This is a genomic window from Pseudomonas fragi (assembly GCF_900105835.1).
In the GTDB taxonomy this organism is placed as follows: Bacteria; Pseudomonadota; Gammaproteobacteria; order Pseudomonadales; family Pseudomonadaceae; genus Aquipseudomonas; species Aquipseudomonas fragi.
Genome location: NZ_LT629783.1, coordinates 4,916,097 through 4,942,216 on the forward strand (window position 1 = coordinate 4,916,097; position 26,120 = coordinate 4,942,216).

The following is a 26,120-nucleotide window of genomic DNA, read 5'->3' on the forward strand; positions in this document are numbered from 1 at the left end:
CGCGATGGGGTCGCCTCGTTATTTCAGATACACCGAGGTGACGGCATCGCGGGCAAGCCCGCTCCCACAGGGGGAAGGCGGGTTACAGCACCAGGCTTGGCAGCCAGAGCGAGATGGCCGGCACATAGGTCACCAGCATCAGCACCATAAACAGCGCCAGGTAGAACGGCAGCAGCGCTTTAACTGTGTTCTCAATCGTCACCTTGCCTACCGCCGCGCCGACAAACAGCACCGCGCCCACCGGCGGTGTGATCAGACCGATCCCCAGGTTGACCAGCATGATCATGCCAAAATGCACCGGATCGACACCGATACCGATAATCACCGGCAGCAGGATCGGAGTGAGGATCAGGATCAGCGGCGCCATGTCCATCACCGTGCCCAACAGCAGCAACATGACGTTGATGCACATCAGGATCACATAGCGGTTATCCGACAGGGTCAGAAACGCGGTGGTGATCTTCATCGGGATTTCCATCAGCGTCAGGATGTAACCGAAGCTGGCAGCAAAGCCGATCAGGATCATCACGATGGAAATGGTGCGCACCGCCCGATGCATCAGCTTGGGTAGGTCGCGCCACTTGTAGTCGCGGTAAATGAACATGGTGACGAAGAACGACCACACCACCGCGACCGCCGCCGACTCGGTGGCAGTGAAGACGCCAGTCAGGATGCCGCCCAGGATGATAACCATGGCCATCAGGCCCCACATCGCTTCACCGGCGATTTTCAGCGCCTGGCGCAGCGGGATGACTTCGCCCTTGGGGTAGTTGCGCTTGCGCGCAAAGATCATGCACAGACCCATCATCACCGCGCTGAGCAATAGCCCCGGCATGATCCCGGCCATAAACAGCGAAGCGATTGATACCGTGCCCCCCGCTGCCAGCGAGTACAGCACCGAGTTGTGGCTGGGCGGGGTGAGCAGGGCCTGCACCGAACCGCTGACCGTCACGGCCGTGGAGAACTCGCGAGGGTAGCCAGCGCGTTCCATTTCCGGAATCAGTACCGAGCCTACGGACGCGGTGTCCGCCACCGACGAACCGGAGATCGCGCCAAAGAAGGTCGAGGCGACGATATTCACCAGCGACAGACCGCCGCGCACAAATCCCACCAGCACCCCGGCAAAGGCCACCAGCCGGCGCGACATGCCGCCTTCGGCCATGATCGCCCCCGCCAGTACGAAGAACGGGATCGCCAGCAGGGAAAATTTGTTCACGCCGCCCGCTACTTGAATCATCAGGGCATCGAACGGGATATCAATCCACCAGGCGCCGACCAGTGCCGACAGACCCAGCGCGTAGGCGACCGGCATGCCGAGCAGGATCAGGGCGATAAAACTGCCCAACAGTACGAAAGCGTCCATTTATACGGCCTCTTCGCTGGCTTCTACGATGTCGAACCGCACGGCGCGGCGGTGGCTTTGGTCACCCAGGAAGAGTTTCTCCAGGACGAAGATCAGGGTCACGATGCCGCCCAGGGGGATTGGCAGATAGGAGATGCCTACGCGCAAACTCGGCATTTCACCAAGGAACTGGTTCCAGGTGGTCGCGCACAGCTTGAAGCCCTTGACCGTCATAAACAGACAGACGATGACCATCAGGATTTGCACCAGCACCGCGGCCAGTTTGCGCACATGGGCCGGCATGCGCTCGACAGCCATCGCCACGGCCATATGGGCACCGGCCCGGTAGCTGGCGGCGGCGCCGAAGAAGGTAAACACTACCATCAGCAAGATGGCCGTGGGCTCGGGCCAGCTTGAGCCGCTGCCCAGCACATAGCGGGCAAAAATGCCCCAGGGGATGATCAGGGTCATGGTCAGCACCGACAAACCGGCGATCCCGATACAGACCCTGTACAGCATGTCGTTAAAGCGCAGTACGGTATTTTTCATGGGGCTCACCACTGCGCGGCAAACGGGCTGGCGCCCGCCACCGCGGCGTTATCGGACTGGCTTATTGGACGGCTTCGATGCGCGAGATCAGGTCTTTGTAGTTGGCACCGTACTTGTCGCGAACCGGCTGGGTGGCGTCGTAGAAGGCCTTTTTCTGCTCGGGGGTGAGGGTGATGAACTCCACGCCTGCGGTTTTGAGTTTGGTTTCGCTTTCGGCGGATTTTTTGTCCCAGATCACTCGTTCTTCCATCTGCGCTTCACGCGCCAATTTTTGCACCAGGGCTTGCTGCTCCGGGCTGAGCTTGGCCCAGGTGGTCTTGGCGATAACGATCGGCTCGGGGAGGATCAGGTGGTCGGTCCAGGTGAAGTACTTGGCGTTCTGGTAGTGGTTGTGTTCAAGGAAGGTTGGCGGGTTGTTCTCTGCACCATCGATCACGCCGGTCTGCAGGGCGCTGAAAATCTCGCCGGTGGCCATGGCGATGCCGTTGCCGCCCATGTCGTTGATGGTGTCGATAAACACCGGATTGCCCTGTACGCGGATTTTCATGCCCTTGAGGTCGGCCATCTCGCGTACCGGTTTTTTTGTGTACAGGTTGCGTGTGCCGCCATCCATCCAGGCCAGCGCGACCATGTTGAAGTCGGAGTTGCTGATCTTGTCGAGCATCTCCTGGCCGATCTCACCGTCGATGATCTTGCGCATATGGGCCTGGTCGCGGAACACAAACGGCAGGTTGAAGGCGTTGGTTTCCGGCACTACCGGGCCGAGGATGCCGAGGCTGACCCGGGTCATCTGCACCGCGCCGGATTGCAATTGCTCGACCACTTCTTTCTCTGAGCCCAGTACGCCACCGGCAAACATCTTGAAGGAAATATCGCCGTTGCTTTGTTCCTGGAGTTTTTTGCCCATTTCCTGTTCGGCCACCACCGGCGGGTAGCCCGTGGGGTGAACCTCGGCGAACTTGATCTTGATTTCGGCCTGGGCCACGCCTGAGAGGCAGAAAGCCAGGGGCAATGCAGCGATGAGCAGGGTGCGTTTGAAATCCATGGGTCACTCCAAATATTGTTTTTGTTATTTCAAGGTGTTGGATCAGTTGTTCAGTTATTCAAGCGGGGCTCCGGCAGGCCCTTGACCCCGGGCCTGAGGGCGAACACGCCCCCGGCCAGGGGCTGGTCGGTCAGGTCCCCGGCGGGGCGGATCGAGGTTACGAACAGGGTGTCCAGGTCTGCTCCGCCAAAGGCACACATCGCCGGTTTCTTCACGGGCACGGCCAGGGAGCGGTCGAGCTTGCCTTCGGGGGTGAAGCGGTGGATCAGCCCGGCATCGTTGCCGCAGATCCAGTAGCAGCCATCGGCATCAACCGCCGCGCCATCGGGGCGGCCGGGGTGTTGGGTCATATCCACGAACAAGCGGCGGTTGTGTGGGGTGCCGCTGTCGGTGTCGTAGTCAAAAGCCCAGATTTTTTGCACATCCGGGTGTGAGTCCGACAGGTACAGGGTGTTGCCATCGGGGCTGAACGCCAGGCCATTGGGCACGATAAAGCCTTGCAGTTGCGCCGTGAGCGGCTCGGTCTGGCCTGCGCTGTAGCGGTACATGGCGCCCACCGGTGCGCCGGCGGCCATGTCCATCAGCATGCTGCCCGCCCAGAAGCGGCCCTGGCGGTCGCAGCGGCCATCGTTGAAGCGCATGCCTGGCAGGGCGTGGGTCACGCTGGCCAGCAAACGACTGTCGAGGCTGCCGTCGGCGTGGGGGGTGATAGCGAACAGCCCGTTTTCCATCGCGGCGATCCAATTGCCATTACCTGTCTGAGCGATGCACGCGAGCATTTGCGAGGCTTGCCAACTTTGCTCTTTACCATCGGCAGGGCTCCAGCGATGCAAGCGTTTTGCCGGGATATCCACCCAGTAGAGTGCCTGTTCAGTGGTGCTCCAGACCGGGCTTTCGCCGGTGGCGTTGCGTGCATCGAGAATCAGTTCAGCTGTCATGATGCCTTGGCCTCTGTTGATCTTGTTCTGCTGGCAGCGCGGGTTTACTCGTCGCCAAACGGGCCGGCAGCGACAAAGGCGCCGCCCTGGTAAACCATGCTCGGGTCATTGGCTGCGGGCATCGGCTGGGCTTCGATCTTGTCGCGGAAAATTTCTGACGTGTCCTTGGGCTCGAACCCAAGGTGGGCAGCAAAACGGTTGTCCCACCACACATTAAGGTTATTGGAGGCGCCATAGACCACGGTGTGGCCGACATTGGGCGTGTACAGCGAGCGCTCCAGCAGTTGCGTGAGGTCGGCAAAGCTCAGCCAGGTACTCATCATCCGGCGGTTTTGCGGCTCGGGGAACGAGGAGCCGATACGGATGCTGACGGTTTCGATGCCATAGCGGTCGAAGTAGAAGGTGGCCATGTCTTCGCCATAAGACTTGGACAGCCCGTAGTAACTGTCAGGCCGACGCGGGGAGTGAGCATCCAGGGTCTGGTCCTGTTTGTAGAACCCGATGACATGATTGGAACTGGCGAAAATCACCCGTTTGACGCCATGCGGGCGTGCCGCTTCGTAAATGTGGAAAATGCCGCTGATATTGGGGCCGAGGATCTCTTCGAACGGGCGCTCCACCGAGACGCCGCCAAAGTGCAGGATGGCGTCTACGCCTTCAACCAACTGGTGGACGGCCTGTTTATCGGCAAGATCGCAGGTGAACACTTCTTCGCGGCTGTCAGCCGCCGGGGCCATTGCGGCGATATCAGAGAGTCGCAGCACCCTGGCATAGGGCTTGAGGGTTTCGCGCAGCACCTTCCCCAGACCGCCAGCGGCACCGGTGAGAAGAAGGCGATTGAAGGGGGTTTGGACAGTGTGAGTGGTTGTCATCAAAATTCCCTGTCGTTCTTGTTATTGTCATCTGTTGTCGTATGACTTGGTCTGGATTATTCACAGTCATTGTGGTGGTTGTCAATGCGCAAGTTTGTGAAGCCAAAGCCCCTCACCCTAGCCCTCTCCCGGAGGGAGAGGGGACTAAAGGCAAGAGCAGGTCTGCGCAACGCCACCCATCAGCCCCCTCTCTTTGAGGGAGAGGGGACTAAAGGCAAGAGCAGGTCTGCGCAACGCCACCCATCAGCCCCCTCTCTCTGAGGGAGAGGGGACTAAAGGCAAGAGCAGGTCTGCGCAACGCCACCCATTAGCCCCCTCTCTCTGAGGGAGAGGGGACTAAAGGCAAGAGCAGGTCTGTGCAACGCCACCCATTAGCCCCCTCTCCCTTTGGGAGAGGGCTGGGGTGAGGGTCGCAAGCTCACCCCGATGGTGCAGGCATGCTTTACAGCAACGACAACGGATAGCTGATAAAAATGCGGTTTTCATCGAACTCGTGGGTGCTGTAGTCGCGGCGGATGCTCGCGTTGCGCCAGCGCACGTTGAGGTCCTTGAATGTACCCGCCTGTACGGTGTAGGCCAGTTCAGATTCGCGACCCCATTCCTTGCCGTCGGTGATGCTGCCGGTATGGATGTTATCGCCGCTGATATAGCGGTTCATCATGGTCAGGCCGGGTACGCCGAGTACCGCGAAGTCGAGGTCGTGACGCACTTGCCATGAACGTTCCTTGGCCAGGTCGTAGCTGGAGTTGTAGCTGTCGTTGGCCAGGGTGCCGCCGCTGGTGCCGTTGACCTTGAACCAGCCATCGTCGCCACTGATTTTCTGCAGGCCCACATACAAGGTGTTGCCCTTGTATTTGGCCGACAGCAGGGCGTAGGCGGTTCTGTTGTCGAGGTCACCCGCCAGTTTGCTGCCGTCTTCCTTGCCCCAGAAATAACCGAGGTTGGCGCCCAGTGTCACATCGCCAACCGGCTGGCTGTGCAACACGTTTAAAAATTGCTGCTGATAGATGTCTTCGAGCTGGGCGTACCACAGGCCGACCTGGGTGCGTTTTTCATTGAAGCTGTAGTCACCGCCGGCAAAGTTGAAGCGGTCAGAGGTGAAGGCGCCTTTGCCGTTGAGCGACATGTCTTCCATGCTCGCATCGTTGCGCGGGCTGTTGGCGCGGAACTGGCCGCCATAGAGGTTCAGCCCGGCGATTTCTTTTGAAGTGATCTGGCCGCCGCGGAAGGTTTGTGGCAGGGAGCGGCCATCGTCCGAGCGCAGGATCGGCAGTACCGGCATCCACTCGCCGATTTTAAGTTCCGTATTGGAGATTTTGGCCTTGGCCGCAACCCCCAAACGACCAAAGTTATCGGCGGGCTCGCCGTCGCTGTGGGTCGGCAACAGTTGAGTGCCGGCCGTGCCCTTGCCACCGTCGAGTTTTTGCGAGTAAAGCCCCAGCACATCCACCCCGAAGCCCACCGTACCCTGGGTAAAGCCGGACTTGACGTCGAGAATGAAGTTTTGCGTCCACTCTTCGGCCTTGCTCTGCGGGTAGTCGGGGTTGGTGTAGTTGCGGTTGATATAGGCGTTGCGCAGGGTCAGCGTGGCTTTGGTGTCATCGACGAAACCTTCGGCCAGGCCCGTCAACGGCAAGGCCAGGCCCATGCTGCCAAGTCCGAGCAACATCAGCGAGCGGGTGCCTTGTGCGGTTTTTGAGCGTGTGAAAAGGGCGGGGGCGCAGGTAGGTGCGATCATCCGTAGAGCTCCTGAATATTATTATTTTTGTTATCTGTTGTCGTACAACTACGCAGATTATTTACAGAGTGTCTAGGGAGTTGTCAATGCCAGCGGCTACACTGCGACCACTAGATTCCTACACGCCTTACTGACATGGATTGCTCATGAACGAAACAAGTCTGCAACGTAAAACCCTGCTCCTGTTGCTGGCCTTGGTCACCATCGCGTTTATCTGGATCCTGTTGCCGTTTTATGGCGCGATTTTCTGGGCAGTGGCCCTGGGAATCCTGTTTGCACCCCTGCAACGCAAGCTGCTGCTCAAACTCAAGGGGCGGCGCAACCTGGCAACCTTTGCCACGCTGGGGGCCTGTACGGTGATTGCGATCATTCCGGTGATCATCACCACGACCTTGCTGGTGCAGGAAGTGGCAACGCTCTACAAGGATGTTGAAAGCGGCAGAATCAACGTCGCCAGCTATGTCATGCAGTTCAAGGACATCCTGCCGGCCACCGCGCAGGACTGGCTTGACCGTTTCGGCATGGGCAATATTGACGGGCTGAGTGAGAAAGTATCCAAGGGCGCCCTCGAAGGCAGCCAGTTTTTTGCCACCCAGGTCTTCAGCTTCGGTCAGAGCACCTTTGATCTGGTGGTGAGCTTTTTCATCATGCTGTATCTGCTGTACTTCTTTATCCGTGACGGCCAGCAGATGGTGCGCACCATCCGCAACGCAGTACCGCTGGCCGAGCAGCAAAAACGCCTGTTGCAGCTCAAGTTGCGTCGTGTGGTGCGGGCCTCGGTCAAGGGCAACCTGGCGGTGGCCATTACCCAGGGGGCATTGGGCGGGGTGATTTTCTGGGTGCTGGGCATCCATAGCGCGCTGTTCTGGGCGGTGCTGATGATGTTCCTGTCGCTGCTACCCGCCGTCGGTGCCGGTATCGTCTGGGCGCCGGTGGCGGTTTACTTCGTGGTGACCGGCTCGGTCTGGCAGGGGGTGGTGCTGGCGCTGTACGGGGTGTTTGTGATCGGCATGGTGGACAACGTGTTGCGCCCCATCCTGGTGGGCAAGGACACGAAAATGCCGGACTTCCTGATCCTGATCTCGACCCTGGGCGGCATGGCGATCTTCGGCCTCAATGGCTTTGTGATCGGGCCGTTGATCGCCGCCCTGTTCCTGTCCAGCTGGGGCTTGTTCAGCGGCACCCGCCGCAAGGTGCGGTTGCCGGCCGATATCCCGTCCGCTGATTAACGGAAGCTGTAGGAAACCCCCACATAGGCGCCCCGGCCTTCACCCGGGGTGGAGCGCGCGGCGTCCAGGCCCTTGTCGTCATACCCCGGCGTGACCGTGGCGGCATAGCGCTCGCCGCTCAGGTTGCGCAGGTCGAGCCAGGCTTGCCAGTCCTGTTTGGGCGCGTTGTAGCCCAGGGTTGCCCCCCACAACATGTAGGACGACGTGTAATACGAGTTGGCGTAGTCCACCGCCATGCGTGAGGCAACCTGCGTGTTCACCCCGGCATAGAAGCCCTGCGGGTGGTCATAGCGCACTTCGGCCTGGTAGTAGTGCTGCGGGATGCCCGGCAGCTTGTTGTCGCCAAAGCGCTCGTCGTCACGGTAATGGAAGTCGCTGAAGGTGTAGGCCTGGCGCAGGGACACCTTGCCCACTGCTGGTTTTTCCCACAACAGGCTGTTGAGACCGGCTTCGATGCCTTGGTGCACGGTAGGGCTGGCGTTGGACTCACCGACAATCGGACTCTGGGTGAGAGTGGCGGCCTGGGTTTCGACGCTCAGCAGTTCATGGCGCACGGCCGAGTAATACCAGGCCAGATCCCATTGCCCGAACCACGCATCACCCCGGGTGCCCAGTTCAAGGGTGGTAGCGGTTTGATTGTCTAGCGCTACCGGGGTGCTCTGGCGGCCGGTGGCCGGGCCACTGTTGACCGGGAAAGTGAACGGCGAGCCCCAGATCATCGACCACGGGTGCGGCGGCTCGACCGAGCGGCTCAGGTTGCCGTATACCTGCAAGTGCGGGTTGAACTCGTAACGCAGGCCAAGGCGTGGCGCGTAGTCCCAGTCATGCTGGCTGACCTTGCCGCCGCTCTCGGGGTAACTCACGTCGCTCTCGCGGCGGGTGTAGATCAGCGCCATGCCGGTGGTCAGCCACAGGTCGGGGATCAGCTCCAGGTCATTGCTGGCGTGCAGCACGGTATCGGAACCTTGGTAACTGAAGTCGCGAATTTTGGTGCCGGGGGCATAACCTGCGGTATTGCCTACGGGTATACGTACATATTCCGAAGCCCCACTGTTGGGCAAATGCTTGGTGTTGCGCAGGCCCACGGTGGTCTTGCTTTCAAGGCCGAACAGGGTGTCGCGGCGCTTGTAGTTGAGCGTACCGCTGACGTCGGTGTAGGCAACTTTCAGACGGTTTGGGCCTTCACGCAGATCCATCGGGTAGTCGTGATAGACCAGCCCGGCTTCCAGTTGTGAGTCGTCGTCCAGATATATCGTGGTCTTGTTGCCCAGCCAGGTGCTGCCGGGCTGCGGGCGGGTGTAGTCGCCTGCCACATAGGCCGGGTTGGCGGCGCGGGGGTGATGCTGGATGTTGGCCTTGGTCACGCGACCGGCCAGCTCGTTATCGGTTTCGCGATAGCGCAGGTAGAAGCGGGTTTCCAGTTGCGGGCTGAAGCGATAGCCGATATTGGCCGCGATACCCTTGCTGCTGCCAGCAGTGTGATGCTGGTAGCCATCGGTGTCGGAGTCGGTCAGGGCGACGTAGTAGTCCAGATCACCCAGGACTTGCCCGGAACTGATCTGGCGTTTTTGATAGCCATAGCTGCCCGTTTCGTAGCGCACCTGCAATGGCGCCGCGTCGTAGCCGGTGTGGGTGACGTAGTTGATCGAGCCCCCCAGGGCCAGCGAGCCGGTGTCAAAGCCATTGGCGCCGCGCAGCACTTCGGCGCGGCTCAACCATAGCGGCTCGAACAGTTCGTAGGGCGTACCGCCGGGGCCGGTCAGGGGGAGGCCGTCGAACATGACATACAGGCCTGAACCATGGGCGCTGGGGGCGCGGTTGATGCCCGAACCGCGCACCGAGACCTTGGCCCCGTCATTGCCCGCCGATTGCGCGTAGACCCCCGGCTGGTAGGCCAGAACATCGGCATTGCTGGCAGTGCGGCCATTTTCGACCCGGGTCATGTCGATCAGGTTGCTGGCGCCGGGCACTTCATTGAGCGCGTTTTGGGCGGCTTGCAGTTCGCTGCTTTCTTCGCTGCGTACCTGTACTTCGCCCAGTTCCAGGGGATTGCCGTGGGCCGGGGCGGCGCAGATCAGCGCCAAGGGTAGAAGCGAAGAAAGGGTGGGACGCATTGGTTAACTGTTCCAGATCGATAGGCGGGCGGCGCGCCAGCCTATACAAGCCGAGAATCGCTCGCAACTGTTACGGGCTGCATTCCAGGTGTGGGAGAGGGTTTGCTTGATATCGCATGATTAACCGATACGTTGAGTACATATCCGGCATTTGTGTCTAACTGGGACTATGGTTTCGACCTTACGTCGAGTCCCTTTTGGAAGGACCCAAAAGGAACCAAAAGGTCCTCGCCCCATCGTACGGCCTTCGCTGCGCTCAGGTTCCCTCGCTCCGGTTCTGCTCCGTGGGCACGCCGCCACGGGCCATCCATGGCCCATCGCGGCTCTCCCGGCATCCATGCCGGTCGACCCACTCCACAGAACCTCCTCTCGGCCTCCCGGGAGGGCTGGTAGATCAAAAGCACTGCACCCCGAGGCGGCCGACCGGCCGGCCTGTTTGGCGGCGGGATCTGCAACCGGCATATTTCCACTGTGGGAGCCGGGCTTGCCCGCGATGCAGGCACCTCGTTCTATCTGGAGGAACAAAGTGCTGCCATCGCGGGCAAGCCCGCTCCCACAACGGATTGGTGTTGTTTAAAAGTTTTGCTTTTGCTGCTGCCACGCGATTAATCAAGCGACGCGAATGCTGGATATGTACGCTGTGGGTCAGTTGTTTTGCGACGTTTACTTACCGTAACACCGTGTCGCCTGCATCGCGGGCAAGCCCGCTCCCACAGGTTTAGCGTCGCACAGAAATCCTGACTATTTACTGCTCTAACATGATTTGTGGTGCAACAAAAAACCCCGCAAAGGCCAGGCCTCCACGGGGTTTCGGGTACAGCCGCTAACGCTTAGCCAATCAGCCCCAGCGTTGCCTGTTGCACCAGTTGCAGCATCGGCTGCGGGTATACACCCAGGAAGAACACCAGTACCGAGACCGCCAGCAGCATCACGCCACCCGCTTTCTGTTCCCAGTTCAGCGGCGCATCGTGGCGATGCAGCTTCGGCTCGACCAGGTACAGGGTCACCATCACACGCAGGTAGTAGAACACGCCAATGGCGCTACCCAGGATCAGGGAGCCCACCAGCCACCATTGGTGAGCTTCAACGCCCGTGGCGATGATGTAGAACTTGCCGATAAAGCCGGCCGTCAGCGGGATGCCCGCCAGCGACAGCATCATCACGGTCATCACCGCAGTCAGGTACGGACGACGCCAGAACAGGCCGCGGTACTCGTACAGTGCGTCAGCGTCACGGCCCTTGTATGGCGAGGACATCAACGTGATCACACCGAAGGCACCCAGGCTGGTCAGCACATAGGTGATCAGGTACACGCCGATGGCTTCCATGGCCATGCCCTTGCTCGCCACCAGGGCGATCAGCAGGTAGCCGAAGTGGGCGATGGACGAGTAACCCAGCAGACGCTTGAGGTTGTTCTGGGTCAGTGCCAGCAAGTTACCGAACAGGATCGAGGCAATCGCGATCACGGTCAGTACATCGCTCATCACACCGGTAGTTGCCGACGGGGTGATCTGGAACAGACGCACCATCACCGCAAACACGGCCACTTTCGACGCGGTAGCCAGGAACGCGGCCACCGGCGCCGGGGCACCTTCGTACACGTCTGGGGTCCAGAGGTGGAAGGGCACCAGCGACAGTTTAAAGGCCAGGCCCACCAGCATCATGCCCAGGCCCAGCTGGGCAATGGCGCTAGGTGCGCCAGTAGCCGCCAGGGCGTGACCGATACCGCTGAAGCTCAGGCTGCCGGCTTCGGCGTACAGCAAGGCCATACCGAACAACAGGAACGCAGAACCGGCAGCCGACAGCACCATGTACTTGATGCCGGCTTCCAGCGAACGCTTGTTGAAGAAGGCATAGGCCACCAGGCCGTAGACCGGTACCGAAAGCAGCTCCAGACCGATAAACAAACCGGCCAGGTGTTGCGCGCTGACCAGTACGATACCGCCGGTCGCAGCCAGCAGCATCAGCAGGTACAGCTCTTCACGGTTGCCCGGGTAGCCCGTGCCACCTTCACCCAGGTAGGCGTGAGCCAAGGTGACGCACGCCAGGGTCGCGACCAGGATCAGGCCGATATACAGATAGGCAAAGTTGTCCATCATCAACAGCGGGGTGACAGCCAGTGGAACAACTTTCAACGCCGGGAAGATCGACAACAGGGCCAGGTTAAGACCTGCCACCGAAAGCAGGAAGGTCTGTGAATGGTTGCGGCGCCACGCGATTGCCAGCATCACCACAACAACGGTGAGGCTGGTAATCAGCAGTGGAGCAAGCGCGATAAAGTGTTGGATCGTGAATTCCATAGCGCTCTTACCGGGCCGAAGCGAGTTGAGTGAAGGCGGTGCCGAGCCATTGCTGCACGCCATGCATGGTCGCAGCGGAGGTATCGAGGAACGGTTGCGGGTACACGCCGATAAACACCAGCAGTACCGCCAGACCGAGCACCATGATCAGTTCACGTGCATCCATGCCGGCCAGTACCGCGTCGGACTTGGACGGGCCGAAGTAGGCACGGTGAATCATGATCAGCGAGTAGACCGAACCAAACACCAGACCGGTTGTGGCAATCGCCGTGATCCAGGGGAAGCTGGCGAACGAGCCAATCAGGATCAGGAATTCGCCGACAAAGTTGCCGGTGCCCGGCAAGCCCAGCGACGCTGCCGCGAAGAACAGGCTGATGGCCGGCAGGTAGGCGATCTTCGACCACAAGCCACCCATCTCACGCATGTCACGGGTATGCAGGCGCTCGTACAGTTGGCCGCTGAGGATAAACAGCGCGGCGGCCGAAACACCGTGGGCCAGCATCTGGATAACGGCGCCTTGCAGGGCCAGTTGGCTGCCGGAATAGATACCGATCAGCACGAAGCCCATATGGGAAACGCTGGAGAACGCGATCAGACGCTTGATATCGGTTTGTGCGAAAGCCAGGAAAGCACCGTAGAAAATCCCGATCAGACCCAGGGTCATGGCGATCGGCGCAAACTCGGCCGAGGCATTCGGGAACAGCGGCAAGGCAAAACGCAGCAGACCATACGCAGCGGTCTTCAACAGGATACCGGCCAGGTCAACAGAACCCGCAGTCGGTGCCTGGGCGTGAGCGTCCGGCAGCCAGGAGTGGAACGGTACGACCGGCAGCTTCACGGCGAAGGCAATGAAGAAGCCCAGCATCAGGATGTACTCAGTAGTGAGCGACATCTTGGTTTTCAGCAACTCGGCGTAGCTGAAGGTAATCACGCCGGTGTTGTTGAAGTTGACCAGCACCAGACCCAGGATCGCCACCAGCATGATCAGGCCGGAAGCCTGAGTGAAGATGAAGAACTTGGTCGCGGCGTAGATACGGGTTTTCTTGCCGTCCGACGAGCTATGACCCCAGAGCGCGATGAGGAAGTACATCGGCACCAGCATCATTTCCCAGAAGAAGAAGAACATGAACAGGTCGATGGCGAGGAACACGCCAACCACACCGCCCAGGATCCACATCAGGTTCAGGTGGAAGAAGCCCACGTGACGCTGGATTTCTTTCCAGGAACACAGCACCGACAGCACACCGAGCAAGCCGGTGAGCAGGATCATCAGCAGCGACAGGCCGTCCAGCGCCAGGTGCACGCTGATACCGAAGCGGGCGATCCAGGTGTGCTGGAACTCAAGGGCCCAGGTCGGATCGGCGCCAGGTGCCGGTGCAAACGAGTAGTTCCCCTGGGACCACAGCCATAGGCCGAGGGCAAGCTCAAGGGACATGGTCAGCAATGCAATCCAGCGGGGCAGGGTGGAGCCGAAACGCTCACCCAGCCAGCACAGGAGGCCGCCGATAAAGGGGATCAGGATTAGCCAAGGCAGAATCATGACGGGCTCAATTCCTTTCGCAAAGTCGAAGGTTCATATCAGACCGCTACCAACACGATGGCGCCCATGACCAGTACAGCACCGGCGGCCATGGATGCAGCGTACCAACGCAGTTGACCGGTTTCGCTGCGGCTCAGGGCGTTATGCCCGGCCTTGGCCATCTTCGGGATCAAACCAATGGTCTGGTCCAGAGGATCTTTGGCCAGCAGGCGGCAGATCAACAGGTACGGTTTGACGAACAGTTTGTCGTACAGCCAGTCGAAGCCCCAGGCAGCGAACCACCAGGCCGACAGGAAGCGACCGATGCCGCTGTTGGCAACTGCAGTTACAAAGCGACGCTTGCCCAGGTACAGCAGGGCAGCGAGCAGGATACCGGCCAGGGCGATGGCACCCGAGGCGATTTCCAGGCTGTGCTTGGCTTCACCGCCAGCATGGCCAACGCTTTGTGGCAGTACACCGGCCAGTGGCGGGGTGATCATGGCGCCGATAAAGGTCGACAGTACGATCAGCACGCTCAATGGCAGCCAGTAGGTTACGCCGTGGCCCGCATGCGCTTCAGTCTTGGCTTCACCGTGGAACGTGACGAAGATCAGGCGGAAGGTGTACAGCGAGGTCATGAACGCGCCCACAAGGCCGGCGTACAACAGTTCGTTGTTACCGCTGGCGAAGGCTTCCCAGAGGATTTCGTCCTTGGAGTAGAAACCGGCCGTCAGCAATGGCAAGGCGGACAGCGCCGCGCCACCGACGATAAAGCTGGCGTAGGCCAGTGGCAGTTTTTTCCACAGGCCGCCCATCTTGAAGATGTTCTGCTCGTGATGGCAGGCAACGATTACCGCACCGGATGCAAGGAACAGCAGGGCCTTGAAGAACGCGTGGGTCATCAGGTGGAAAATCGCGCCGTCCCAGGCACCCACGCCCAATGCCAGGAACATGTAGCCGATCTGGCTCATGGTCGAGTAGGCAAGGATACGCTTGATGTCGGTTTGTACCAGTGCAGCAAAACCGGCCAGGACCAGGGTCACACCGCCGACGATGCCCACCAGGTGCAGCACTTCAGGAGCCAGGGTGAACAGGCCGTGGGTACGGGCAATCAGGTACACACCGGCGGTTACCATGGTTGCGGCGTGGATCAGTGCCGAAACCGGAGTAGGGCCGGCCATCGCGTCTGCCAACCAGGTTTGCAGCGGCAGTTGTGCGGATTTACCGACAGCACCACCCAGCAGCATCAGGGTTGCCAGCACGATCCAGAAATCACCGGCTTGGAACTTCTGCGGTGCCAGTACCAGCAGTTCCTTGATGTTCAGCGTGCCCAGTTGCTGGAACAGGATAAACAGGCCGATGGCCAGGAACACGTCGCCGACGCGGGTCACGATAAAGGCCTTGAGTGCCGCATTGCCGTTGTTGCGGTTGCTGTAGTAGAAACCGATTAACAGGTACGAGCACAGGCCCACGCCTTCCCAGCCGAAGTACACGAACAGCAGGTTATCGGCCAGGATCAGGAACAGCATGCTGGCGATAAACAGGTTGGTGTAGGCAAAGAAACGCGAGTAGCCGTCTTCACCGCGCATGTACCACGAGGCGAAGACGTGGATCAGAAAGCCCACGCCGACCACCACGCCGAGCATGGTGACCGACAGGCCGTCCAGGTGCAGGGCGAAGTTGGGCTTGAAGCCTTCTACCGAGATCCACTGCCACAGTACTTGCGTGTACTCGCCACCCGGTGGCGGTGCGACATTGAATTGCCAGATCACAAACGCGGCCACAATGGCCGACAGGCCGATGGAGCCGACGCCGATCAGCGCCGAGAGGTTCTCGCTGAAGCGTCCACGGGAGAACGACAGCAGCAAAAAGCCGATCAGGGGGAATACGAAAGTCAGAAAGAGAAGGTTCATCCGCGCATCTCACTGGCAGCATCGATATCAAGCGTATGGAAGCGGCGATACAGCTGCAGCAGGATCGCCAGGCCAATACTGGCCTCGGCGGCTGCCAGGGTGATCACCAGGATGAACATCACTTGTCCATCCGGCTGCGCCCAGCGTGCACCGGCAACGATGAAAGCCAGTGCCGCGGCGTTCATCATGATTTCCAGACTCATCAATACGAAGAGAATGTTGCGACGTACCATCAGGCCAACCAGACCGAGGCAGAACAGGATGCCGGCAACGGCCAAACCATGTTCGAGAGGTATTCCTGGCATGTTATTGCTCCTTCGCCTCAGTACGGCCCAAGTGGAACGCCGTCACAGCTGCAGCAAGCAGCAGCATCGAGGCGAGTTCGACCACCAGCAGATACGGGCCGAACAGGCTGATGCCCACGGCTTTTGCATCGATGGTGGTTTGACCGATTGGCGCACCGCTCGGGTGAGCGAACAGCACGTACAACAGTTCGGCCAACAGGATGGCGGACAGAATGCTCGGCCCGATCCAGATGCCCGGCTTGAGCCAGTGGCGTTCTTGCGTCACCGAGGCGGGCCCCTGGTTGAGCATCATCACCACGAACACAAACAGCACCATGATGGCACCGGCGTAGGCGATCACTTCGAGCACACCGGCAAAGGGTGCGCCCAGGCTAAAGAACGTCATCGCCACGGCAATCAGCGAAATAATCAGGTAGAGCAGGGCGTGCACAGGGTTGGTGTTGGTGATCACGCGTAGCGTGGACACGACAGCGACACCCGATGCGAAATAGAAAGCGAATTCCATCGTTCTTCCTTAAGGCAGCAAGCTCTTCACGTTGATCGGCTCGGCTTCGTTCTGGGCAGCACCTTTCGGCTTGCCTTCAACGGCCATACCCGCAACACGATAGAAGTTGTAATCAGGGTTCTTACCGGGACCGGAGATCAGCAGATCTTCTTTCTCGTACACCAGATCCTGACGTTTGAACTCGGCCATCTCGAAATCCGGTGTCAGCTGGATCGCGGTGGTCGGGCAGGCTTCCTCACACAGGCCGCAAAAAATGCAGCGTGAGAAGTTGATGCGGAAGAACTCCGGGTACCAACGGCCATCTTCGGTTTCGGCTTTTTGCAGCGAGATGCAGCCTACCGGGCACGCCACGGCGCACAGGTTACAGGCTACACAACGCTCTTCGCCGTCCGGGTCACGGGTCAGGACAATCCGGCCACGGTAGCGCGGCGGCAGGTACACCGGTTCTTCCGGGTACTGCAGCGTGTCACGCTTGCGGAAGGCATGGCCAAACACCATCACCAAGCTGCGAAGCTGGGTGTAGGTGCCATGCACGATGTCAAACAGATACTTGAACATGGGTCTCTATCCTCACTGAACCGCGCCGGCAGGCGTGTTCAACAACACGACTGCGGCGGTCACCAGCAGATTGATCAGGGTCAGCGGCAGGCAGAACTTCCAGCTGAAGTCCATCACTTGGTCATACCGTGGGCGCGGAATGGAGGCGCGCAGCAGGATGAAGATCATGATGAAAAACGCGGTCTTCAGGGCGAACCAGATAAACGGAATCTGTGGCAGCAGACCGAAAGGTCCGTGCCAGCCACCGAAGAACAAAGTCACCAGCAACGCCGAGATCAACACGATCCCGATGTACTCACCGACGAAGAACATGCCCCATTTCATGCCGGCGTATTCAATGTGGTAACCATCGGCCAGTTCCTGTTCCGCTTCTGGCTGGTCGAAGGGGTGACGGTGAGTCACGGCCACGCCAGCGATAAAGAAGGTCAGGAAACCGAAGATCTGCGGGATGATGAACCACAGGTTCTGCGCTTGATATTCAACGATGTCGCGCATGTTGAACGAGCCAACCTGCACCACGATGCCCATCAGCGCCAGGCCCATGAACACTTCGTAGGACACGGTCTGCGCCGAAGCTCGCAAGGCACCCAGCAGGGCGAACTTGTTGTTGCTCGACCAGCCTGCGAACAGCACCGCATAGACCGACAGACCGGCCATGGCGAAGAAGAACAGGATACCGACGTTCAGATCCGCCACGCCCCAGGTCGGGGTGATCGGGATAATCGCAAAGGCGATCAGCAAGGCACTCATGGCCACAACCGGCGCCAGGGTGAAAATCGCCTTGTCGGCAAACGGTGGGGTCCAGTCTTCCTTGAAGAACATCTTGATCATGTCGGCGGCGATCTGGAACGCACCGAACGGGCCCACGCGGTTCGGACCGTAACGGTCCTGCCACAGGGCCAGCAGGCGACGTTCCACCCAGCTCAGCAGCGCGCCGCAAACCACTACGGCGAGCAGGATTACCACGGCTTTGACCACCGAGATAATCACGTCGATCACTTCAGGCGTAAACCAGGTCATTGGGCTGCCTCCTGCAAACCGTCAACGGTAAGGCCAAAGATCGCTGGCGGGATACCGGCCAGGCCTGCTGGCAGTGCCACCAGACCTGCACCCAGCTCTTCATTGATACGCAGTGGCAGACGCAGGGTCACACCGGCAACGTTGAGGCTGAGCAGGGCGCCATCGTTGACCCCCAGGCGGTCGGCTTCAGACTTGGCCAGGGCGATATAGGCGGCTGGAATGCGTTCTTGAACCGGCGCGGCTTTCGAAGAGTTCTCTTCGCTGCCCAGCAGGTGGAAGAACGGCACGACTTGCCAGGTGCCGCGAGCCGGGTTGAATGCGCCCGGGATGTTGGCGAACCAGCTCAGCGAATCACCAGTGCTTTCGATCAGGCGGGTGCCCGGGTCGCCAGCGCGGATATGACCACCCACTTCGTCCTGGAACTTGTTCCACGCTTGTGGCGAGTTCCAGCCCGGCGACCAGGCGAACGGCACTTGCTGGCGCGGTTCGACGGAGCCCGAGTAACCTTCCATGGAGAAGGCGAACGCGGTGTCCGGATCTTGCGGGGTACGAGGTTCGTGCACGCTGATGTTGGCTCGCATGGCAGTACGGCCGCTGTAACGCAGCGGTTCGCGGGCCAGCTTCATGCCCTTGATGCGGAACGCAGCAGACGGCGCGGCATCAACGATGCGGGCCAGTGCCGGGGTGCTGGCAGCAGTGGCTTGCGTGACGTGGTCGAGCAGGGTCCAGTCAACCGGCTTGTTCAGCAGGGTGCTGCGCAGTGCATGCAACCAGCGCCAGCCTTCGTGGACCAGGATGCTGGCGTCCAGATAAGTCGGGTCGAACACCTGGAAGAAGCGCTGGGCGCGGCCTTCCTGGCTGACCAAGGTACCGTCGCCTTCAGCGAAGCTGGCTGCCGGCAGTACCAGATCGGCACGGTCGGTGGTCGCAGTCTTCTGGTGGTCGGCAACGATGACCACTTTGGCAGCATCCAGTGCAGCATTGACCTTGACCGCGTCAACCCGGGTGAACAGGTCGTTTTCCAATACCACGATGGCGTCGGCTTTACCGTCGATCACCGCTTGCAGGGCTGCGTCTACCGATTCGCCGCCGAGCATGGCCAGGCCGAGGCTGTTGGCTTCCGGCACGACGAGGCTTATGGAACCGGCTTTTTCACGCAGGTGCAGGGCTTTGGCGATGTTGCCTGCGGCTTCGATCAGGGCCTTGGAGCCCAGGGAAGTACCAGCAATGATCAATGGACGTTTGGCCGCGAGCAGGGCGTCGGCGATGCGCTTGGCCAGCTCCAGTGCTTCAGCGTCCAGGCCGGCAACGGCAGGGGCGCTGGCGTCGATGGCGTGAGCCACGGCGAAACCGATACGGGCCAGGTCATCCGGCGCAGCGTGTACGCATTCTTCAGCCACGTCGTCGAGCTTGGTTTCAGCCAGGGTCGCGATAAACAGCGGGTTCAGCGCGTGCTGACCGATGTTTTTCACTGCGGCGTCGAGCCACGGCTGAACGCGCATGGCGTCGGCCATTTCCTCGGCCTTGCCCTTGGTCGATTGACGCACGGACAGCGCCATACGGGCGGCGGTCTGGGTCAGGTCTTCACCGAGCACAAACACGGCGTCGTGATCTTCGATCTCGCGCATGTTCGGCACGGGCAGCGGGCTGTCCTTGAGAACTTGCAGCACCAGGCGGATGCGTTCCAGTTCACCGGCTTCGATACCCGAGTAGAAGTGCTCGGCACCCACCAGTTCGCGCAACGCATAGTTGCTTTCGAGGCTGGCGCGGGGCGAACCGATACCGACGATGTTGCGGCCGCGCAGCAGGTCAGCGGCTTTATCCAGCGCGTTGTCCAGGCTCAGCTTGGTGCCGTCGGCCAGCAAAGGCTGACGTGGACGGTCGGTGCGGTTGACGTAGCCATAGCCGAAACGGCCACGGTCACACAGGAAGTACTGGTTGACCGAACCGTTGAAGCGGTTTTCGATACGACGCAACTCGCCATAACGCTCGCCCGGGCTGATATTGCAGCCGCTGGAGCAACCGTGGCAGATGCTTGGCGCGAATTGCATGTCCCACTTGCGGTTGTAGCGCTCGGAGTGGGTTTTGTCGGTAAACACGCCGGTCGGGCAGACTTCGGTGAGGTTGCCCGAGAACTCGCTTTCGAGCACGCCATCTTCAACGCGACCGAAGTACACGTTGTCGTGGGCGCCGAACACACCGAGGTCAGTGCCGCCCGCGTAGTCTTTATAGAAGCGCACGCAGCGGTAGCAAGCGATGCAGCGGTTCATCTCGTGGGAAATGAACGGGCCCAGTTGCTGGTTCTGGTGGGTACGCTTGGTGAAGCGATAACGGCGCTCGTTGTGGCCGGTCATCACGGTCATGTCTTGCAGATGGCAGTGACCGCCTTCTTCGCACACAGGGCAGTCGTGCGGGTGGTTGGTCATCAGCCATTCAACGACGCTGGCGCGAAACACTTTCGCTTCTTCGTCGTCGATGGAAATCCAGCTACCGTCGGTGGCCGGGGTCATGCATGACATGACGATACGACCACGCTTGTCGTTCTCGTCGGTGTACTGCTTGACGGCGCATTGGCGGCAAGCGCCAACACTGCCCAGGGCAGGGTGCCAGCAGAAATACGGGATATCGAGGCCCAGCGACAGACATGCCTGTAACAGGTTGTCTGCCCCATCGACTTCGAGATCTTTGCCGTCTACGTGGATAGTGGCCATGGTTCAAAGGTCTTCGTTGGCCCGGTGTCAGCGGGCGTGGCTAATGGAATCTTGTTATGCGTTCGAAGCAACCCAGCCTTACGGCGTTATCGAACGATCAGAAGGGGGCACGGACCCCCTTCATTCAGAGCGTTACGCGCCGATTACAATCGGGCGTGCCAGAGGCGGTACACCGGGTTTTGCCTGGGCAATACCGGCTTCGAACTCTGGACGGAAGTACTTGATCGCGCTGCCCAATGGCTCCACGGCACCCGGTGCGTGAGCACAGAACGTCTTGCCAGGGCCGAGGAAACCGACCAGACCCAGCAGGGTCTCGATATCGCCGGGCTGACCTTCGCCGTGCTCGATCGCCATCAGGAGCTTGACGCTCCACGGCAGACCATCACGGCAAGGGGTGCAGAAACCGCACGACTCACGGGCAAAGAACTGTTCCATGTTGCGCAGCAACGAGACCATGTTGACGCTGTCGTCCACGGCCATTGCCAGGCCAGTACCCATACGGGTGCCGACCTTGGCGATGCCACCGGCGTACATTTGTGCGTCCAGGTGCTCGGGCAACAGGAAGCCGGTACCGGCGCCGCCTGGCTGCCAGCACTTGAGCTTGAAGCCATCGCGCATGCCGCCGGCGTAGTCTTCGAACAGCTCGCGGGCGGTCACGCCGAATGGCAGTTCCCACAGGCCAGGGTTCTTCACTTTGCCGGAGAAGCCCATCAGCTTGGTGCCGTGGTCTTCGCTGCCTTCGCGGGCGAGGGATTTGTACCAGTCAACGCCGTTGCCGATGATGGCCGGTACGTTGCACAAGGTTTCGACGTTGTTCACGCAGGTCGGCTTGCCCCATACGCCCACAGCGGCCGGGAACGGCGGCTTGGAGCGCGGGTTGGCGCGACGGCCTTCGAGGGAGTTGATCAGTGCGGTTTCTTCACCGCAGATATAACGCCCGGCACCGGTGTGCACGAACAGCTCGAAGTCAAAGCCCGAACCGAGGATGTTCTTGCCCAGCAGGCCGGCGGCCTTGGCTTCTTCCACGGCGCGGCGCAGGTGTACGGCCGCAGTGGTGTATTCGCCACGCAGGAAGATATAGCCACGGTAGGTTTTCAGCGCGCGGGCACTGATCAGCATGCCTTCGATCAGCAGATGGGGCAGTTGCTCCATCAGCATGCGGTCTTTCCAGGTGTTGGGCTCCATTTCATCGGCGTTACACAGCAGGTAACGGATGTTCATGGATTCGTCTTTGGGCATCAGCCCCCACTTCACGCCCGTCGGGAAGCCGGCACCGCCACGACCCTTGAGGCCGGCGTCTTTCACGGTCTGGACGATATCGTCCTGGGCCATGTCGGCGAAGGCCTTGCGTGCGGCGGCGTAGCCGTCCTTGGCCTGGTACTCGTCGAGCCATACCGGCTCGCCGTCCTCACGCAGACGCCAGGTCAGGGGGTGGGTTTCTGCCGAACGCTTGATCAGGTTGGCAGGGCCGAAAGAAGTCAGGCTCATGGGTAGGCCTCCAACAACGTGGCGACGCCAGCAGGCTGCACGTCACCGAATGTGTCGTCGTCGATCATCAACGCCGGCGCCTTGTCGCAGTTACCCAGGCAGCACACCGGCAGCAGCGTGAAGCGGCCGTCTGCAGTGGTCTGGCCGAGGCCGATGCCCAGCTTGTTCTGGATTTCGCCGACCACGGACTCGTGGCCACCGATGTAGCAGACCATGCTGTCGCACACGCGAATGATGTGGCGGCCAACGGGCTGGCGGAAGATCTGGCTGTAGAACGTGGCCACGCCTTCAACGTCGCTGGCAGGGATGCCGAGCAGTTCGCCGATGGCGTAAATCGCGCCGTCCGGCACCCAGCCGCGTTCCTTCTGAACGATCTTCAGGGCTTCGATCGACGCTGCGCGTGGATCTTCGTAGTGATGCATCTCGTGCTCGATGGCCGAGCGCTCGGTTTCGCTCAGGGCGAAACGGTCTGTCTGGATAAGCGTGCTGTTCATGCTTAGCGGTCCACGTCGGCCATAACGAAATCGATACTACCCAGGTACGCAATCAAGTCCGCGACCATTTCGCCTTTGATCACCGAAGGGATCTGCTGCAGGTGCGGGAAGCTTGGGGTACGAATCCGGGTGCGGTAGCTCATGGTGCCGCCATCGCTCGTCAGGTAATAACTGTTGATGCCCTTGGTCGCTTCGATCATCTGGAAGGATTCGTTGGCCGGCATCACCGGGCCCCACGAAACTTGCAGGAAGTGCGTGATCAAGGTCTCGATATGCTGCAACGTGCGTTCTTTAGGCGGCGGCGTGGTCAGCGGGTGATCCGCCTTGTACGGGCCGGCCGGCATGTTGCGCATGCACTGCTCGATGATTTTCAGGCTCTGGCGCATTTCTTCGACGCGCACGATGCAACGATCGTAGGCGTCGCCGTTGGCCGCCAGCGGGACTTCGAATTCGAAGTTCTCGTAGCCGGAGTACGGGCGCGCTTTACGGATATCGAAGTCGCAACCGGTGGAACGCAGGCCGGCACCGGTGACGCCCCATTCCAGGGCCTCTTTGGTGTTGTAGGCGGCAACGCCGATGGTACGACCACGCAGGATGCTGTTGTCCAGAGCGGCTTTCTGGTACTCGTCCAGACGCTTGGGCATCCAGTCGATGAATTCCTTGACCAGACGATCCCAGCCGTTTGGCAGGTCGTGGGCAACGCCACCGATGCGGTACCAGGCCGGGTGCAGACGGAAACCGGTAATGGCCTCGATCACTTTGTAAGCGCGCTGACGGTCGGTGAAGGTGAAGAACACCGGGGTCATGGCGCCCACGTCCTGGATGTAAGTACCCAGGAACAGCAGGTGGCTGGTGATACGGAAGAACTCGGCCATCATGATGCGGATGGTGTCGACGCGGTCCGGTACCTTGATCCCGGCGAGTTTCTCGACCGAAAGCACATACGGCAGGTTGTTCATCACGCCGCCGAGGTAATCGATACGGTCGGTGTACGGGATGAAGCTGTGCCAGGACTGGCGCTCAGCCATTTTTTCGGCACCACGGTGGTGGTAGCCGACGTCAGGCACGCAGTCGACGATCTCTTCACCGTCCAGCTGCAGGATGATGCGGAAGGCACCGTGGGCCGAAGGGTGGTTCGGACCCAGGTTGAGGAACATGTAGTCCTCGTTTTCGCCGGAACGCTTCATGCCCCAGTCTTCAGGACGGAAACGTGCGGCTTCCTCTTCCAGCTGCACCTTGGCCAGGGTCAGGCTGTACGGGTCGAACTCGGTGGCGCGGGCCGGGAAGTCCTTGCGCAGCGGGTGACCTTCCCAGGTCGGCGGCATCATGATGCGCGACAGGTGCGGGTGACCTTTGAAGTCGATGCCGAACATGTCCCAGACTTCGCGCTCGTACCAGTTGGCGTTCGGCCAGATACCGGTCACGGTAGGGACGCTCAGGTCTTTTTCGGACAGGGCCACCTTGATCATCACGTCGCTGTTACGTTCCAGCGACATCAGGTGATAGAAGACGGTGAAGTCTGCACCCGATGGCAAGCCCTGACGCTTGGTGCGCAGACGTTCGTCCACACCGTGCAGGTCATAGAGCATGACGTAGGGTTTTGGCAGGTTGCGCAGGAAGGTCAGTACTTCGACCAGTTTTGCGCGGGTAACCCAAAGCACCGGCATGCCGGTGCGCGTGGCCTGGGCGGTGAACGCCTCGGGGCCAAAACGGGTGTTGAGTTCGACAACCACATCTTGGTCGTCAGCCTTGTAAGGCGGGATGTACAGAGCGGAGCCTGCAGTCATGGTTTTTTATCGCTTTCGGTCAACGTAAAGAATGAAGCCAGTGATTCGTTCTATTGATTAGAAACGGCGCTGGATCAGACTTCGTCGGGGCTGCGCAGGTTGGTTACCTGAATACGCTGTTCGCGGCGCTGTTCCTTTTGCGATGGCATCTCGGCGCGATACACGCCTTGTTCGCCAACGACCCAGGAAAGTGGGCGACGCTCCTGGCCAATCGACTCTTGCAAGAGCATCAAGCCTTGCAGGAAAGCCTCCGGGCGGGGTGGGCAGCCTGGCACGTAAACGTCCACGGGCAGGAACTTGTCGACCCCTTGAACCACGGAGTAGATGTCGTACATGCCACCGGAGTTGGCGCAAGAACCCATGGAGATGACCCATTTCGGTTCAAGCATTTGCTCATAGAGGCGCTGAATGATCGGCGCCATCTTGATGAAGCAGGTACCGGCAATAACCATGAAATCCGCCTGACGCGGCGATGCCCGGATCACTTCGGCGCCGAAGCGCGCGATGTCGTGGGGCGCCGTGAAGGCGGTGGTCATTTCCACGTAGCAGCACGACAGGCCGAAGTTGTACGGCCACAGGGAGTTTTTACGCCCCCAGTTGACCGTGCCGTTCAGCACGTCTTCGAGCTTGCCCATGAAGATGTTTTTGTGGACTTGATCTTCTAACGGATCGGCAACGGTTTCCCGTGTGCCGATCGGGTATTGCTCGTTAGGAGCATCCGGGTCGATCCTGGTGAGTTCGTATTGCATTGCCAAAGCCTCATTGTTTCAGCTTGGCCTGCCGCTTACGACGAGCTTCCGGTGCCCAATCAAGAGCACCCACCCGAAATAGGTAGACAAGGCCTGCCAACAGAATTGCTATGAAAACGAGAGCTTCGACGAATCCGGTCCAGCCGCTTTCGCGAACAGACACAGACCATGCAAAGAGAAAGAGGGCTTCGATATCGAAGATCACGAACAGCATCGCGACCAGATAGAATTTGGCTGAGAGCCGCAAGCGGGCGCCACCGGTAGGTAGCATGCCGGACTCGAACGGTTCGTTTTTGCTGCGTCCCCAGGCTTTTGACCCGAGAAGGCTGGAGACACCGAGCATGAAGGCACAGAGGCCGACAACGCCGAGAAGGAAAATGGCAAAGCCCCAGTTGTGGGCTATGAGTCCTGTCGCTTCGGGCATGCTGGAAATCCTTAACAGAGAGCAAAGGTCTCTGAGCTAGAAAAGGTAATAAAGCAGTGACGTTATGTCGCAGTGCTATTGATTGCCGGGATTTTATGGCTAAACACCCAGCAAGTAAATTTTCTAAGATGAATTAATTCAGTCCTTTAGTTGTAGAACCTCCATCAATATCTATGCAGGCCTTGTACTGTGGGCGTTACAGCGTTTTTCGGTGTTTGTTTTTCGGGGCTCATGTATTCAACAAAAGCAACTCGTAATGATAATTAATATCGTTTGAGTGGTTGTTTGTTGTGTCGCTATGTCGCAGGCCTCCAGAACTTGGCTTATATAAGCGCTGTTAGCAAGTTTGGAACTTGGCTTTTTAACCCGGTCTGGCGATCGAAGCATGGATCTGGGTCAGTGTTTTGTCGGATGGGCAGGGCCGTGGGATGCCTTTCTGTGGGAGCGGGCTTGCTCGCGATGGCATCAGCGCGCCATGTCTGTAGTGCCGGGTTGCCAGCATCGCGAGCAAGCCCGCTCC

The 26,120-nt window shown here is 59.8% G+C and carries 21 protein-coding genes; 1 reads left to right on the plus strand and 20 read right to left on the minus strand.

The window, feature by feature from the left end; translation table 11 throughout:
* Positions 1-82 precede the first annotated feature (82 nt).
* From BLU25_RS22720 to BLU25_RS22745, 6 genes are all read right to left on the minus strand, one after another.
* Positions 83-1,363 carry a TRAP transporter large permease gene (locus tag BLU25_RS22720; RefSeq protein ID WP_016780181.1) on the minus strand — a complete coding sequence of 427 codons (1,281 nt, stop codon included), beginning with the start codon at positions 1,361-1,363 and terminating at the stop codon, positions 83-85.
* Positions 1,364-1,891: a TRAP transporter small permease gene (locus BLU25_RS22725; RefSeq protein ID WP_016780182.1), complete on the minus strand. Its 528-nt coding sequence runs from the start codon at positions 1,889-1,891 to the stop codon at positions 1,364-1,366. It abuts the gene before it with no gap.
* 61 nt (positions 1,892-1,952) lie between these two features.
* Positions 1,953-2,936, minus strand: coding sequence for a TRAP transporter substrate-binding protein (locus BLU25_RS22730; RefSeq protein WP_016780183.1), 984 nt, complete (start codon positions 2,934-2,936; stop codon positions 1,953-1,955).
* 50 nt (positions 2,937-2,986) lie between these two features.
* Positions 2,987-3,874, minus strand: coding sequence for a glucurono-1,5-lactonase (locus BLU25_RS22735; RefSeq protein WP_016780184.1), 888 nt, complete (start codon positions 3,872-3,874; stop codon positions 2,987-2,989).
* A gap of 44 nt (positions 3,875-3,918) precedes the next feature.
* A complete protein-coding gene (locus BLU25_RS22740; RefSeq protein WP_083369844.1) occupies positions 3,919-4,746 on the minus strand; it encodes an NAD-dependent epimerase/dehydratase family protein in 828 nt (275 codons plus the stop codon).
* A gap of 442 nt (positions 4,747-5,188) precedes the next feature.
* The gene (locus BLU25_RS22745; RefSeq protein ID WP_083369845.1) at positions 5,189-6,484 is read right to left on the minus strand and encodes an OprD family porin; all 1,296 of its coding nucleotides are present in this window, start codon (positions 6,482-6,484) and stop codon (positions 5,189-5,191) included.
* Between the two features lie 146 nt (positions 6,485-6,630).
* Between BLU25_RS22745 and BLU25_RS22750 the strand changes: the two genes are divergently transcribed.
* A complete protein-coding gene (locus BLU25_RS22750) occupies positions 6,631-7,713 on the plus strand; it encodes an AI-2E family transporter (protein WP_016780187.1) in 1,083 nt (360 codons plus the stop codon).
* Here BLU25_RS22750 and BLU25_RS22755 read toward each other — a convergent pair.
* The 14 genes from BLU25_RS22755 to BLU25_RS22825 all read right to left on the minus strand — a co-directional run bounded on the left by BLU25_RS22755 (position 7,710) and on the right by BLU25_RS22825 (position 25,600).
* Positions 7,710-9,827: a TonB-dependent receptor family protein gene (locus tag BLU25_RS22755; RefSeq protein ID WP_016780188.1), complete on the minus strand. Its 2,118-nt coding sequence runs from the start codon at positions 9,825-9,827 to the stop codon at positions 7,710-7,712. The two genes, BLU25_RS22750 and BLU25_RS22755, sit on opposite strands and share 4 nt — an antisense overlap.
* An 830-nt stretch (positions 9,828-10,657) precedes the next feature.
* Entirely contained in the window at positions 10,658-12,127 is a 1,470-nt protein-coding gene (nuoN, locus tag BLU25_RS22765) for an NADH-quinone oxidoreductase subunit NuoN (RefSeq protein WP_083369846.1), read from the minus strand.
* Between the two features lie 7 nt (positions 12,128-12,134).
* The gene (nuoM, locus tag BLU25_RS22770; protein WP_016780190.1) at positions 12,135-13,667 is read right to left on the minus strand and encodes an NADH-quinone oxidoreductase subunit M; all 1,533 of its coding nucleotides are present in this window, start codon (positions 13,665-13,667) and stop codon (positions 12,135-12,137) included.
* A 38-nt stretch (positions 13,668-13,705) separates the two neighbouring features.
* Complete coding sequence (nuoL, locus tag BLU25_RS22775; RefSeq protein ID WP_016780191.1) at positions 13,706-15,559, minus strand: NADH-quinone oxidoreductase subunit L; 1,854 nt, start codon at positions 15,557-15,559, stop codon at positions 13,706-13,708.
* Positions 15,556-15,864 (minus strand): NADH-quinone oxidoreductase subunit NuoK, encoded by a 309-nt coding sequence (gene nuoK / locus BLU25_RS22780; protein WP_019412103.1) that lies wholly within the window; start codon positions 15,862-15,864, stop codon positions 15,556-15,558. Before nuoK ends, nuoL begins: the two co-directional genes overlap by 4 nt.
* Position 15,865: 1 nt before the next feature.
* A complete protein-coding gene (nuoJ, locus tag BLU25_RS22785; RefSeq protein ID WP_016780193.1) occupies positions 15,866-16,369 on the minus strand; it encodes an NADH-quinone oxidoreductase subunit J in 504 nt (167 codons plus the stop codon).
* Between the two features lie 9 nt (positions 16,370-16,378).
* Positions 16,379-16,927 (minus strand): NADH-quinone oxidoreductase subunit NuoI, encoded by a 549-nt coding sequence (nuoI, locus tag BLU25_RS22790; protein ID WP_016780194.1) that lies wholly within the window; start codon positions 16,925-16,927, stop codon positions 16,379-16,381.
* A gap of 12 nt (positions 16,928-16,939) precedes the next feature.
* A complete protein-coding gene (gene nuoH / locus BLU25_RS22795) occupies positions 16,940-17,947 on the minus strand; it encodes an NADH-quinone oxidoreductase subunit NuoH (protein ID WP_016780195.1) in 1,008 nt (335 codons plus the stop codon).
* Entirely contained in the window at positions 17,944-20,658 is a 2,715-nt protein-coding gene (gene nuoG, locus BLU25_RS22800; protein WP_016780196.1) for an NADH-quinone oxidoreductase subunit NuoG, read from the minus strand. Before nuoG ends, nuoH begins: the two co-directional genes overlap by 4 nt.
* Positions 20,659-20,790: 132 nt before the next feature.
* Positions 20,791-22,146: an NADH-quinone oxidoreductase subunit NuoF gene (nuoF, locus tag BLU25_RS22805; RefSeq protein ID WP_016780197.1), complete on the minus strand. Its 1,356-nt coding sequence runs from the start codon at positions 22,144-22,146 to the stop codon at positions 20,791-20,793.
* Positions 22,143-22,640: an NADH-quinone oxidoreductase subunit NuoE gene (nuoE, locus tag BLU25_RS22810; protein WP_016780198.1), complete on the minus strand. Its 498-nt coding sequence runs from the start codon at positions 22,638-22,640 to the stop codon at positions 22,143-22,145. The genes nuoF and nuoE overlap by 4 nt, the downstream gene beginning before the upstream one ends.
* A 2-nt stretch (positions 22,641-22,642) precedes the next feature.
* A complete protein-coding gene (gene nuoC, locus BLU25_RS22815) occupies positions 22,643-24,427 on the minus strand; it encodes an NADH-quinone oxidoreductase subunit C/D (protein WP_016780199.1) in 1,785 nt (594 codons plus the stop codon).
* A gap of 74 nt (positions 24,428-24,501) precedes the next feature.
* Complete coding sequence (locus tag BLU25_RS22820) at positions 24,502-25,176, minus strand: NuoB/complex I 20 kDa subunit family protein (protein ID WP_016780200.1); 675 nt, start codon at positions 25,174-25,176, stop codon at positions 24,502-24,504.
* 10 nt (positions 25,177-25,186) lie between these two features.
* On the minus strand, positions 25,187-25,600 hold the full coding sequence (locus BLU25_RS22825; RefSeq protein ID WP_003446990.1) for an NADH-quinone oxidoreductase subunit A: 414 nt from the start codon (positions 25,598-25,600) through the stop codon (positions 25,187-25,189).
* Positions 25,601-26,120: the final 520 nt, after the last annotated feature.